This is a genomic window from Pseudomonas sp. H3_A02, from assembly GCF_054671965.1.
The window spans coordinates 3,770,001-3,782,108 of record NZ_CP162807.1 but is presented as its reverse complement, the minus strand read 5'-3'; the positions used below and the strand labels follow the sequence as shown (position 1 = coordinate 3,782,108).

The following is a 12,108-nucleotide window of genomic DNA, read 5'->3' as shown; positions in this document are numbered from 1 at the left end:
TCACACCGCAAGCAACGATGAGGTATGTCCCGATGAGTAAAGCGTCCTACGTTCCGCCCAAGGTCTGGGAAAACGACGCCCCGTCTGGCGGCCAGTTCGCCAGCATCAACCGCCCTGTCGCCGGGCCGACCCATGACAAAACCTTGCCGGTTGGCAAGCACCCGCTGCAGCTCTATTCCCTGGCCACGCCCAACGGCGTGAAGGTGACCATCCTGCTGGAGGAACTGCTGGCGCTGGGTCATACGGGCGCGGAGTACGATGCCTGGTTGATCCGCATCGGCGAAGGTGACCAGTTCTCCAGCGGCTTTGTCGAGGTCAACCCCAACTCCAAGATCCCGGCCCTGCTGGACCGCAGCGTGGAACCCGCCATCCGGGTCTTCGAATCCGGCTCGATCCTGCTTTACCTGGCGGAAAAATTCGGCGCCTTCCTGCCCACCGACCCGGCGGGCCGCACCGAAACACTGAACTGGCTGTTCTGGCAGATGGGCTCCGCCCCGTACCTGGGCGGTGGCTTCGGACATTTCTACGCGTACGCGCCGGAGAAACTCGAATACCCGATCAATCGCTTCACCATGGAAGCCAAGCGCCAACTCGACGTCCTGGACCGCCGCCTCGGCGAAAGCCAATACCTGGCAGGCAACGACTACACCATCGCCGACATCGCGGTCTGGCCCTGGTATGGGCAACTGGTGCGCAACAACGTGTACGGCGCCGCCGAATTCCTGAGTGCCCACGAATACACCCATGTGCAGCGCTGGGCAGAAGAAATTGCCAAGCGCCCAGCTGTCCAGCGCGGACAGCGGGTCAATCGCACGTGGGGTGACGAGGCGAGCCAGGTGCCGGAGCGGCATGAGGCTGGGGATTTGGGCTGAGGCCCCATGCAAGGTCGCCGGTGAACCTCGATTTCTCGACTGGCACAGCCCCCCTGTGGGAGCGAGCTTGCTCGCGATAGCGGTGGATCAGTTGGCATTGGATGCTGAATGTATCGACGCCATCGCGAGCAAGCTCGCTCCCACACTGGATGGGTGGTGACCCTCGGCTCCTCGACTGGCACAGTCCCCCTGTGGGAGCGAGCTTGCTCGCGATGGCGGTGGATCAGTTGGCATTGAATCCTGAATGTATCGACGCCATCGCGAGCAAGCTCGCTCCCACAGTTCTTTCCCCAGATTTTCGTCAAGTGTTCAGCGGTTGGCTTCCAGCCTGTACCCATCGCCCGCCGACGCCGGAGTCGTTTCAGTGGCCAGGGCAAAAACACACTCATCCAGATAAGGCCTGACATCTGCCCATTTCTTGCGATCGGCGATAAACCCCCGCAGCTTCTTGCCGGCATCCACAACATCCGGTTCATGCGCCATCAACATGAGCCTGGCGACTGAACTGGCGTCATCGTCCTTGTGCTTGGCATGATCCTGCCGCGCGTAAGAATGAAACTCCTCGATCCGCCCCAGCACAGCCTCGGCGCCTCCCATGCACTTGTCACCCAGCACCTCTTCGCGCCGCTGCGCATGCCCCCCGGCAAAGCTGTCCTGGACAAGGTGAAGCAAACTGCCAAACGCCACCTGATTCACATTCGCCCGCAACCATGGACGCCCCACCGCAAAAAGATCCTGCACGGTCTGGCCGTTATTGAAATGCTGTTCCCAGCCTTCGATCTTGATGTCTTTCAAATAGGTATTGATGGGATAGGTTCCATCGGCAACCCCCCAGGCGAACTCGGCCCACATCATGATTTCACGCTTGGTCTTCTCCGGCGCGTTGCCCTCTTGGGACGCCATTGCATGCAAGAATTGCAGATCGCCAAAATGCGAACGAGAGATGTAGTTCCCCGCTCCCATGAACGCCATCGGATCGGAAACGCTTATGGCCTCTGCTTTCTCGAAGAGATTGACCCAACACCGCGTCTGCGAAATAAACCCAACCGAGTAACGCCCATTGCAGCCCTTGGTCTTGGCGTCTTCCGCGCCCGGCATGAATACCGGATCATCGTTCCAGCGAACCCCGGCAATAACGTAGGCGCCGGCATTCTCCAGGTTGGGGTTACTGCAATCCTGCCAATCCCCGTCACATCCATAGATCTTCTGCGTCAGCGCCTCATGGGCAGGATCGGAAAAGTTATGCAGCGCAAAACTGGCGAAAGGCACCGTCGCCTTATAGGAAACCCCATATTTCTTGGCCATCTCCCGCTCAGCCAAGGTGCCATCCGGCGAGAGCTGAAAAGCGTTGGCCTGGCAGATGCAACCCAACAAAACACCCCAAGCAACTCCCGACATGGCCTTGTATGTATTCATGGATTGTCTCTGGGCGATGACGAGCAGGTTCTCGTTTCGCGCTTGGGGTTGGTTGTGGTGAATGGCAAGACGCCATCGTCGAAGCATAGCGGGTGAGTCTTTGCCGTCCAGCAAGAACTGGTTCTTCCGTAGGTTTCCCCGAGACCTATACGAAAGTCTCTGCCCAACAGACGGAGCAAACCCCAACCAAAAGCCCCTATGGACCACCCCCGCAAATAGCACAAGCTCACGCCCACACAAGCCCCTCAGCCGTGACCGTTACAGCGAAAGGACCCCGCACGCATCCCTCGTACGCATCACGTCGCGCTCAACCGAGTCCAGCCATGAACCTACCGAACCTCTTCAACCAAGCCCGAACCCGCACTCAAGGGACGGTCAGCGTGGCCTGCACTTCGGGTGAACTCGACCAGGCGCTGGCCAACGTACGTATCACCCCTGTATTGATCACCGGTTTCGTCTCCCCCCACCTGGACATCGACCAGATCGCCGCCAAGATCAAGAAGCGCTTCCCCCACAGCGCAATCAGCCTGTGCACGACCTCGGGAGAGCTGTGCAACGCTGCAAACACACTGTATTGCCAGACCGGCGAAACCTGGGACCGGGTGGTGCTGCAGCTGTTTGACACCAGTGTGATTGTGTCGGCCGAGGTGGTGATGGTGCCGCTGGAGTGCGAAGACATTCGCGGGGGCGGCAAACGCTTGGCCATGCGTGAGCGAATCACCCGATTGGTGAATAACATCAAGCAGGCGCAGGTGAGCACGCCCATCGACCATCGCGATACCTTGGCCTACGTGGTGTTCGATGGTCTTTCGGCTTCCGAGTCGTTTTTTATGGAAGCGCTCTATGAATCGGGGCGCTTCCCTTGCCTGTTCGTCGGCGGTTCAGCCGGTGGCAAGACGGATTTCAAAAAGACCCTGATCAGCGATGGGCAGCGTAGCTATCAGAACCATGCGCAGATTGTCTTCCTGAAAACCGCGGCGGACGTGCGCTTCGGGGTGTTCAAGAGCCAGAACTTCCAACCGGCCGGGTTGACCTTCAGCGTGCTGACCGCGTCGGTCGAGGACCGCACCATCGACCAGGTCATCGACAGCCGCGGGAACATCAAGAGCATGGTCCAGGCGCTGTGCGAGGCATTCGAGTGCAGTGCCCAGGCGCTGGAGAAGAAGCTGGCCGATTATTCATTCGCCATCCGCGTGGGTGATGAGCTGTTCGTCCGTTCCATTGCCCGCATCGACTATCAGCAGCAGATCATCCAGCTGTTCTGCGACGTGGCGCCCGGCGAAGAGCTGGTGATGGTCAAGCGCACGCCCCTGCGCGAGGCGACCCGGCTCGACTACGAGAAATTCCTCAAGGGTAAAGGTGGTCGGCCGGTGGCCGCTATTCTCAACGATTGCATCCTGCGCCGGCTCAACAACAGCAGCGATCTGGGCAGCATGGCCGGCATTTTCGGGGATGTGCCTTTGGCCGGCTTCTCGACGTTTGGTGAAATCCTCGGCCTGAACCTTAACCAGACGCTCACGGCGATTTTCTTCTTCAGAGTCACCAAGGGCGCCGGTTTTGTCGATGAATACGTCGATAACTTCATCGCCCACTATGGCGAGTTCAAGGCGTTTTTCCTGCGCCGCCAGATCAAGAAATTGGCGGGCCTGAACCATGTCGTGGTCAAGCAGATCATGGCCTTCAAGATGAATGATTTCAGCAGTGCCTTGGACACTCGCGGCCTGGACCAGACAATCCTGCCGGTGTTCGACGGCCTGACAGACCTGGGCATGGTGTTGGCGCAGGCCAGCCAGCAGCAAGCGCAGATGGCAACGCAAATCAAGCATTACTCGGGCGAGCTTCACCTGTCGATGGATGACCTGACGGGCACGATAGACCGGCAAAACAGCGTCGCCGAGCAGGCCGGCACGACCGTCGAGCAACTGGCCACGCAAGCGGGTGAAGCCGTGGTCGGTGCCCGAGCGCTCGCCAGTTCGAGCTTGCGTATTCAGTCGATCGTGCAGGTCATCCAGCAAATCGCCGGACAGACCAACCTGTTGGCCCTCAACGCCGCCATCGAAGCCGCGCGGGCGGGTGAGATGGGCAGAGGGTTTGCGGTGGTGGCCGATGAGGTCCGCAAGCTCGCGGAAATCACCCGCCAGAATGCTGCGGAAATCGGTGTGGACATCGACCTGCTCTCGACGGAGATCCAAGGGGTTGCCCAACAGATCGAAGACCAGTCCGTCGCCGTGAGCGCCCTGCGCGAGATGCTCGATGCACTGGAAGACTCGAGCCGTACCACCGAAGGCACGGCACAACGCACAAAGGCCATCGCGGACACCTTGACCGGGCTGACTCACGCCAGTGCTTGAGGCCGAGTCGCCCAGGCACTGGATCGAGATTGGGCGACCACCGCAGATCCTGCTGTGGTGGATCAGTTTGCAGTGATGTTGACTGTGCCGCCGTCATCGCGAGCAAGCTCGCTCCCACAGTTTTTGAGTTGCCCGCAGGCATCACAATTACCCTGAGCTCCCACAGGGATTTGTGCCCACTGGGAGCTTGTGGTTGCTCGCAGCCGTCACCGTCAGGGAATCAACATCTGCACCTGCCCCGGCACGACGATCTTGATCACCCCCGCCCATGTGCACATCAAGGTGCTGTTCGCATCGATGGCCGGCATGTTGCCCAGCAACAGGGTCGGTGCGCCGCCGGGGATCCACGGGGCGGCGGTGGCCGGGATGCAGGGCATGGGGGTCAGCACGCCCAGGGCCGCTGCGGTGGCCGCGGCCACGGTGGGGTTCGCCAGGCTCATGCACATGCCGAAGGTGGTGATGTTCACCAGCGGGATGTGATCCATGATGTTCGCCGCCGGCATCCCGCCGGTCAGCAGGCGATTGACCGGCAGCACATTGAGCACCGCCGGGGCAGCACCGAAGCTGCATTGCAGGGTCGCGGTGCCACAGACTTGCGGGCATCCCATCGCGGCGGCTCCTTTGAAAGCGACTCACCCCAAACCATAGCTCGCCCGCCTCCAACGCGCACGTCGCCATGCATCAAGCCCGCTGATTATCCGGCAACACGCTAACCTATAAGACCCTGGCGTGCTTGTGACGCCTCCCACGCGCCATTAGATTAGCCAATGATCGATGGCCTCCAAAATAAGCAGAAGGGATAAGCATGGCGTTTACTGATCAGTCCACCCGCGTGCGCGACGGTGAAGAACTCGATGCCAACCTGATCGACCCGTACCTCAAGGCCCACATTCCCGGCCTGACCGGCCTGCCGCGGATCAGCCAGTTTCCCGGGGGCGCGTCGAACCTGACCTACCTGCTGGAATACCCCGAACAGGAATTCGTCCTGCGCCGGCCGCCGTTCGGCCACAAGGCCAAGTCCGCCCACGACATGGGCCGTGAGTTCCGCATCCTCAACCAATTGCGCGAAGCGTTCCCGTACTGCCCCAAAGCCTACGTGCATTGCACCGACGAAGCGGTGATGGGCGCCGAGTTCTATGTGATGGAACGCGTCAACGGCATCATCCTGCGCTCCGACCTTCCGCCGGAGCTGGGCTTCGACACGGCCCGCACCGAAGCGCTGTGCAAGAGTTTCATCGACCGGCTCGTCGAATTGCACCGCGTCGACTACAACGCGTGCGGCCTGGCCGACCTGGGCAAGCCCGAAGGCTACGTGGCCCGGCAGATCCGTGGCTGGAGCGACCGCTACGAAAAAGCCCTGACCCCCGATGCGCCGAAATGGGAGACGGTCAAGGCCTGGCTCAACGACAAGATGCCCGCCGACCACCCGACGTCCAGCATCGTCCACAACGACTACCGCTTCGACAACGTGATCCTCGACCCGCAGAACCCGATGCAGATCATCGGTGTGCTGGACTGGGAACTGACCACCCTCGGCGACCCGTTGATGGACCTGGGCAACAGCCTCGCCTACTGGATCGAGGCCGACGACCCGGCGCCAGTGCAACTGATGCGTCGCCAACCGAGCCACGCCCCCGGCATGCTGACCCGCCGCGAATTCGTCGATTACTACGCCGAGCGCGCCGGGATCCGCATCGACAATTTCGACTTCTACTACACCTACGGCCTGTTCCGCCTGGCCGGGATCGTCCAGCAGATCTACTACCGCTTCTTCCACGGCCAGACCCAGGACAAACGCTTCGCGCAGTTCGTTCAGATGAACACACTGCTGGAGCAGATGAGCCTGCAGGTCATCGGTAAATCCACGCTCTGAGCGCCCCCATAACAAGGAAACAGCATGTCCAAGACCCAGTTGTTCGACCTCGACGGTAAAATCGCCTTCGTTTCCGGGGCCAGCCGCGGCATCGGCGAAGCCATCGCCAAACTGCTGGCCCAGCAAGGCGCCCATGTGATCGTATCCAGCCGCAAGCTCGACGGTTGCCAGCACGTGGCCGATGCGATCATCGCCGCCGGCGGCAAGGCCACCGCCATCGCCTGCCACATCGGTGAAATGGAGCAGATCAGCCAGGTGTTCGCCGGTATCCGCGAACAGTTCGGGCGCCTGGACATCCTGGTGAACAACGCCGCCACCAACCCGCAGTTCTGCAACGTGCTGGACACCGACCTGGGTGCCTTCCAGAAAACCGTGGATGTGAACATCCGCGGCTATTTCTTCATGTCCGTGGAAGCCGGCAAGCTGATGCGCGAAAACGGCGGCGGTAGCATCATCAACGTGGCGTCGATCAACGGCATCTCGCCGGGGATCTTCCAGGGCATCTACTCGGTGACCAAGGCCGCGGTGATCAACATGACCAAGGTCTTCGCCAAGGAATGCGCGCAGTTCGGCATCCGCTGCAACGCCCTCTTGCCAGGCCTGACCGACACCAAGTTCGCCTCGGCGCTGGTCAAGAACGACGCGATCCTGAAGACCGCCCTGGCGCAGATCCCCCTCAAGCGCGTGGCCGACCCAAGCGAAATGGCCGGCGCGGTGTTGTACCTGGCCAGCGATGCGTCGAGCTATACCACGGGCGTGGCGTTGAATGTGGATGGTGGGTTCCTGTCCTGACGGCGGGCTTAATGGAATTCCTGTGAAATCACCTGTGGGAGCGAGCTTGCTCGCGATAGCGTTTCATCAGTCATACAAGTACTGGCTGACCCGCCGCTATCGCGAGCAAGCTCGCTCCCACAATGGATTCTCTGGGATCGCAGAAATGAATATTTATTCCAACATTTGCAATTAAAGAATATTTATTCCATAAATAGCCCTCCTGAAAACAAAAATTCAAAGGGCTCTTTCTCATGCGCGAACTCGGCATCGGTCTGATTGGCACCGGCTTCATGGGCCGTGCCCATGCCTTGGCGTTCCACAATGCCAAAGCGGTGTTCGACCTCCCCCTGAACCTGACACTGACGGCCCTGGCCGACGCCGATCCGCAGCGTGCCCGGCAATGTGCCCAAAGCTGGGGGTTCGAGACGGCCCATAGCGACTGGCAACGGCTGATCGACGACCCGAAGGTTCATCTGGTCGCCATTACCACACCGAACCATCTGCACTTCCCGATGGCCATGGCCGCGCTGGCGGCTGGCAAAGCGGTCTATTGTGAAAAGCCTCTGGCGGTGTCCCTGGAGCAGGCCGAGCAGATGCGCCAGGCGGCCAAGGTCGCCGGGGTGGTGACGCGGGTCGGCTACAACTACCAGCACAACCCGATCATCCAACGGGCGCGGGACATGATTCAACGCGGCGAACTGGGGCAGATCATCAGTTTCCAGGGCGAGTTCAGCGAAGACTTCATGGCCGATCCCGCCTCGCCGTGGTCATGGCGTTGCGAAGCGACCCACGCCGGTGGCGCACTGGCGGACCTGGGCAGCCACTTGCTGGCCATGGCCCGGCACTTGTTGGGCGATGTCGAGGCCGTGTGCGCCGACAGCCAGACCGTGCACAACCAACGCCCTGCCAGCGTCGGCAGTGCCGAACAACGGGCCATCGCCGTGGATGACCAGTTCCACGGGCTGCTGCGTTTCGCCAATGGCGCCCGCGGCACGGTGAGCAGCAGTTGGCTCAAGCACGGCTACAAGAACCACCTGAGTTTCGAGATCAGCGGCACCCTCGGCACCCTGGCGTTCGATCAGGAACGGCTCAATGAACTGCGCCTGTGTCGCGCCGGTCAGCCAGGCTTCCAGCGCCTGCTGGCGGGCCCGGACTTGCCTGGCTATGCCGCGTTCAGCCCGGCTGCCGGGCATCAGTTGGGTTACAACGAATTGAAGACGTTGGAGGTGCAGGAGCTGATCATGGCCCTCACTGGCGAAGGCGCCGGCGGGACAGACTTCGACGAGGCCTGGGAAGTGGAGCGGCTGGCGGCGGCGATTCGTGTGGCGGCGCGGGAGGAGCGTTGGGTCAAGGTGAGGTGAGCTATAACCGCTCATTTGTGCCCATTTTGTGAACCGTTGGAAAGGGACTTATCCCCACCTGTGGGAGCAAGGCTTGCCCGCGATGAAGATGACGCGGTCTCCCTGGGAACCGAGGCGCCTGCATCGCGAGCAAGCTTTGCTCCCACGCAGCGGGGATAAATCCCCTCGCCACAGAGGGTGTCCAACTTCAATCTTGGGTTTGCAATTCAACCAACCTTGCCGCCAACGCCTTGGCCTGGCTCGCCACATCGGTCACGGCAGTACTTTCCCACCACATCCCCCGCAGTGGCGGGCCCATGGCGAACAGGCGGCTGGCCGGCTCGCCGTGGGCATCCCGCACCGCGCCATCGGCACGCGCGGCGATGCCCAGGGCCAGCGGCCCCGGCTGGATCAGCCCTCGCGCCAATAGCTGTTGCGGTAACGGTCTGGCAACGCGACGCCAGTCATATTCGATGCCGCTGGAGTTGATCAACGCGGCGCCCTGCACCACTTCCAGTCCAGCCTCGTTCCGTCGGCGAATGCAAATGGCCACTAAGCCTTCGGCAGACGTTGCCAGCCCCTTGAACGACGCCGCATGAATCCGCAACCGCCCTTCCCCGTGCAAACGCGCCACCAGCTCCGCACTCAACGGTGGCGAACGATGGTGATGGCTCTCCCACCATGGCCGCACATGCCGCACGAACTGTCGGCGCTGCACATCGCTGGCCTGGTTCCACAAACGCCCGATGTGCGCGCGTACCGTATCCAGCGGCGCCTGCCAATCGATCCCTTGGGCTTGGGCCTGGCGGCATTGCTCGCGCAGGGCTCGCATCAGTTGGCGGGGCGAACGCAGGCTGTGATCCTCGGCGAGGAAATCCACCCAGGCCGGCGGTTGGCGGCGCACATGGGGCAGCAGGCCGTGGCGGGAAAACACTTCGATCGGCCCGCGATGCCCGGCCTGTTCCAGGGACACGACGGCATCGACCATGGTCAACCCCGAGCCAATGATCAGCACCGTGGACTGCGGGTCGAGCTGACGCATCGCAGCCACATCCCAGGGATCCAGGGCCGCGGCATTCAAGCCGCTGGATTCGGTTTGCGGGGTGCGCGCCGCCGGGAACATGCCGGTGGCCAGCACCGCGAAACGGCCACGCAAGATTTGGCCATCGTCCAGCGTCACCATCACGGCATCGTCGACAAGCCGCAGGTCCACGGCCTCCCCACGCACATGCTCGGCGGTCGAACCGTTTTGTGCGCCCCTCTCGCGCGCTTCGGCCAGGCGTTGCTGCACATAGAGGCCAAACATCCCCCGGGGTGGGAACAACTCGCTGATGGGCACGTGCTGCTGATCCGACTCGGGCCAGCCGCCGGCTTCGATGAACGCGGTGAGCCATTGAGTCAGGTCATCGGCGTTGTCCGGGTCAACGCTCATGCGCGCCGCGTTGCCGTTCAAGGTGTGGCCCAGTTCCACGGCACTGTAGGCTTCGCCCCGGCCCAATTCACTGCGCGGCTCGACGATCAGCACCTCGCGCCGGCCCGGCAGGCGCAGCAACTGCGCGGCCAGCATGGCACCGCTCAGGCCGCCGCCGATGATCAGCATATCGGCTTCGCGGATGAGCCCGCCGCCCTGTCGCTCCAGCGCTGTGTCCATACCGCTCTCCCCAGGCATCAAATCACCACGTTGCGTACGAATCTCGCCGCCACCGAGCCATCGTTGCGATAGGCATGGGGCTGGTTGCTGGCGAACATGAAGAACTCACCGACGCCGATGCGGCGCTCTTCGCTGCCCAGCAGCAACGTCAGGCAGCCTTCGAATACATAAAGTTGTTCGCTCCATCCATCTGCGTCGCACTCGGAATGGTAATGCTCGCCCGGCTCCAGCCGCCATTCCCAAAGTTCTACCTCACGGCTGGCGGTGGCCTTGGCGAGCAACACAGCTTTGCTGCCCGGGATCACACCGGTCCAGACCAGTTCGTTGATGCGGCTCGGGTCGCGGGCGTCGGGCGCTTGAATCAAGTCGCTGAAGGCGACATCGAGGGCTTCGGCGACCCGGTCCAGGGTGGTCAGGCTGACGTTCTTTTCGCCGGCCTCGATAGCCACCAGCATCCGCCGGCTGACTCCCGACAGCTCGGCCAGCGCCGTCTGGCTGAGCTCGGCGGCATGCCGCAGACGACGGACGTTCTGGCTGACGTGTTGCAGGACGGAGGCCCGCTGGCCGGATTCTTTGTGCACTATATTGCTCACATGGCTGGGTTGCGCATTATACTGCCCAACTTCGGACGCATTGTGCGTCCGCCTCAAGTGGCGCGCAAGGTCATGGCATCGGCGAACTCCCCGCAAGCTTCCCCCCGTTTCTCAAGGTTCAGCAAGGCCGAATGCGTGCTGGTGCTGATTACCATGATCTGGGGCGGGACTTTTCTATTGGTGCAGCATGCCATGACGGTCAGCGGGCCGATGTTTTTCGTCGGCCTGCGCTTCGCCGCCGCGGCCGCATTTGTCGCGCTGTTTTCCTGGCGGCATCTGCGAGACCTGACCCTGTTCGAACTCAAGGCCGGGGGCTTCATCGGCGTGGCGATCATGCTCGGCTACGGCCTGCAGACCGTCGGCCTGCAAACCATCCCCAGCAGCCAATCGGCGTTCATCACCGCGCTTTACGTGCCGTTCGTGCCCTTGCTGCAATGGCTGGTGCTGGGCCGTCGACCGGGCTTGATGCCCAGCCTCGGTATCATGCTGGCGTTCACCGGACTGATGCTGGTATCGGGCCCGGCCGGGGCCTCGCTGAACTTCAGCCCCGGTGAAATCGCCACGCTGATCAGCGCCATCGCGATTGCCGCCGAAATCATCCTGATCAGCGCCTATGCCGGCCAGGTCGATGTGCGCCGGGTGACCGTGGTGCAACTGGCGAGCACGGCGGTGCTGGCGTTCCTGATGGTGGTGCCGACCCAGGAGGCGATCCCGGATTTTTCCATGTTGCTGCTGATCAGCGCCGTGGGCCTGGGCGCCGCCAGCGCAGCGATCCAGGTGGCGATGAACTGGGCACAGAAAAGCGTCTCGCCCACCCGCGCCACGCTGATCTATGCCGGCGAACCGGTCTGGGCCGGCATTGCCGGACGCCTGGCGGGTGAGCGGCTGCCGGCCATTGCCTTGTTCGGCGCGGCGCTGATCGTGGCGGCGGTGATTGTCAGTGAGCTGAAGACCCGGAGCAAAGGTGAGGTCGAGGTTGATGAGGTGCTTGAGCGCGAGCAGTGAGGCCGGTGGACCAGCGAAATAGCGGCGGGCAAAATCCTGTGGCGAGGGGATTTATCCCCGCTGGGTCGCGTAGCGGCCCCGAAACCTGCCGGTGCGGTGTGTCAGCTCTATGGAATTACCTGCTTTGGGTCTGCTGCGCAGACCTGCGGGGATAAATCCCCTCGCCACAGGTGATGTGTATCACGCGGTATTTGTGGCTAGCTCTGACTCTATCTCCCCTCCCCCAAACAACG

Annotated in this window: 10 protein-coding genes and 1 pseudogene; 7 read left to right on the top strand and 4 right to left on the bottom strand. The window is 62.0% G+C overall.

Going from position 1 to position 12,108, the window contains the following annotated elements:
- Nucleotides 1-32 precede the first annotated feature (32 nt).
- Complete coding sequence (yghU, locus tag AB4N80_RS16905) at nucleotides 33-872, top strand: glutathione-dependent disulfide-bond oxidoreductase (protein ID WP_122565832.1); 840 nt, start codon at nucleotides 33-35, stop codon at nucleotides 870-872.
- A 309-nt stretch (nucleotides 873-1,181) separates the two neighbouring features.
- Here yghU and AB4N80_RS16900 read toward each other — a convergent pair whose 3' ends face one another.
- On the bottom strand, nucleotides 1,182-2,288 hold the full coding sequence (locus tag AB4N80_RS16900; RefSeq protein WP_122565875.1) for a hypothetical protein: 1,107 nt from the start codon (nucleotides 2,286-2,288) through the stop codon (nucleotides 1,182-1,184).
- Nucleotides 2,289-2,611: 323 nt separating this feature from the next.
- On the opposite strand from AB4N80_RS16900, the pseudogene AB4N80_RS16895 reads away from it, so the two are divergent.
- Nucleotides 2,612-3,718: pseudogene (locus tag AB4N80_RS16895) on the top strand (FIST signal transduction protein); the annotation flags it as partial.
- 3 nt (nucleotides 3,719-3,721) lie between these two features.
- Entirely contained in the window at nucleotides 3,722-4,639 is a 918-nt protein-coding gene (locus AB4N80_RS16890) for a methyl-accepting chemotaxis protein (RefSeq protein ID WP_439653610.1), read from the top strand.
- Between the two features lie 212 nt (nucleotides 4,640-4,851).
- Here the strand turns inward: AB4N80_RS16890 and AB4N80_RS16885 are convergent, their stop codons facing one another.
- Entirely contained in the window at nucleotides 4,852-5,247 is a 396-nt protein-coding gene (locus AB4N80_RS16885) for a DUF4280 domain-containing protein (RefSeq protein WP_003202818.1), read from the bottom strand.
- Between the two features lie 197 nt (nucleotides 5,248-5,444).
- On the opposite strand from AB4N80_RS16885, the gene AB4N80_RS16880 reads away from it, so the two are divergent.
- The 3 genes from AB4N80_RS16880 to AB4N80_RS16870 all read left to right on the top strand — a co-directional run bounded on the left by AB4N80_RS16880 (nucleotide 5,445) and on the right by AB4N80_RS16870 (nucleotide 8,647).
- The gene (locus tag AB4N80_RS16880) at nucleotides 5,445-6,512 is read left to right on the top strand and encodes a phosphotransferase family protein (RefSeq protein WP_122565836.1); all 1,068 of its coding nucleotides are present in this window, start codon (nucleotides 5,445-5,447) and stop codon (nucleotides 6,510-6,512) included.
- A gap of 24 nt (nucleotides 6,513-6,536) precedes the next feature.
- Nucleotides 6,537-7,304, top strand: a complete 768-nt coding sequence (locus tag AB4N80_RS16875) for an SDR family oxidoreductase (RefSeq protein ID WP_003180553.1) — start codon at nucleotides 6,537-6,539, stop codon at nucleotides 7,302-7,304.
- 233 nt (nucleotides 7,305-7,537) lie between these two features.
- Nucleotides 7,538-8,647: a Gfo/Idh/MocA family protein gene (locus AB4N80_RS16870; RefSeq protein ID WP_460078021.1), complete on the top strand. Its 1,110-nt coding sequence runs from the start codon at nucleotides 7,538-7,540 to the stop codon at nucleotides 8,645-8,647.
- A 187-nt stretch (nucleotides 8,648-8,834) separates the two neighbouring features.
- Here AB4N80_RS16870 and AB4N80_RS16865 read toward each other — a convergent pair whose 3' ends face one another.
- Together AB4N80_RS16865 and AB4N80_RS16860 are read right to left on the bottom strand one after the other, a co-directional pair.
- Entirely contained in the window at nucleotides 8,835-10,277 is a 1,443-nt protein-coding gene (locus AB4N80_RS16865; protein WP_460078020.1) for an FAD/NAD(P)-binding protein, read from the bottom strand.
- 17 nt (nucleotides 10,278-10,294) lie between these two features.
- The gene (locus AB4N80_RS16860; RefSeq protein ID WP_305481785.1) at nucleotides 10,295-10,858 is read right to left on the bottom strand and encodes a helix-turn-helix domain-containing protein; all 564 of its coding nucleotides are present in this window, start codon (nucleotides 10,856-10,858) and stop codon (nucleotides 10,295-10,297) included.
- A 12-nt stretch (nucleotides 10,859-10,870) separates the two neighbouring features.
- Between AB4N80_RS16860 and AB4N80_RS16855 the strand changes: the two genes are divergently transcribed.
- Entirely contained in the window at nucleotides 10,871-11,875 is a 1,005-nt protein-coding gene (locus tag AB4N80_RS16855) for a DMT family transporter (protein ID WP_460083098.1), read from the top strand.
- Nucleotides 11,876-12,108 lie beyond the last annotated feature (233 nt).

What these genes read in the sequence shown, in the direction of transcription:
- yghU (WP_122565832.1), top strand. Translation starts at nt 33, where the DNA reads ATGAGTAAAGCGTCCTACGTTCCGCCCAAGGTCTGGGAAAACGACGCC.
- AB4N80_RS16900 (WP_122565875.1), bottom strand. Translation starts at nt 2,288, where the DNA reads ATGAATACATACAAGGCCATGTCGGGAGTTGCTTGGGGTGTTTTGTTG.
- AB4N80_RS16890 (WP_439653610.1), top strand. Translation starts at nt 3,722, where the DNA reads ATGGCCGGCATTTTCGGGGATGTGCCTTTGGCCGGCTTCTCGACGTTT.
- AB4N80_RS16885 (WP_003202818.1), bottom strand. Translation starts at nt 5,247, where the DNA reads ATGGGATGCCCGCAAGTCTGTGGCACCGCGACCCTGCAATGCAGCTTC.
- AB4N80_RS16880 (WP_122565836.1), top strand. Translation starts at nt 5,445, where the DNA reads ATGGCGTTTACTGATCAGTCCACCCGCGTGCGCGACGGTGAAGAACTC.
- AB4N80_RS16875 (WP_003180553.1), top strand. Translation starts at nt 6,537, where the DNA reads ATGTCCAAGACCCAGTTGTTCGACCTCGACGGTAAAATCGCCTTCGTT.
- AB4N80_RS16870 (WP_460078021.1), top strand. Translation starts at nt 7,538, where the DNA reads ATGCGCGAACTCGGCATCGGTCTGATTGGCACCGGCTTCATGGGCCGT.
- AB4N80_RS16865 (WP_460078020.1), bottom strand. Translation starts at nt 10,277, where the DNA reads ATGGACACAGCGCTGGAGCGACAGGGCGGCGGGCTCATCCGCGAAGCC.
- AB4N80_RS16855 (WP_460083098.1), top strand. Translation starts at nt 10,871, where the DNA reads ATGGCTGGGTTGCGCATTATACTGCCCAACTTCGGACGCATTGTGCGT.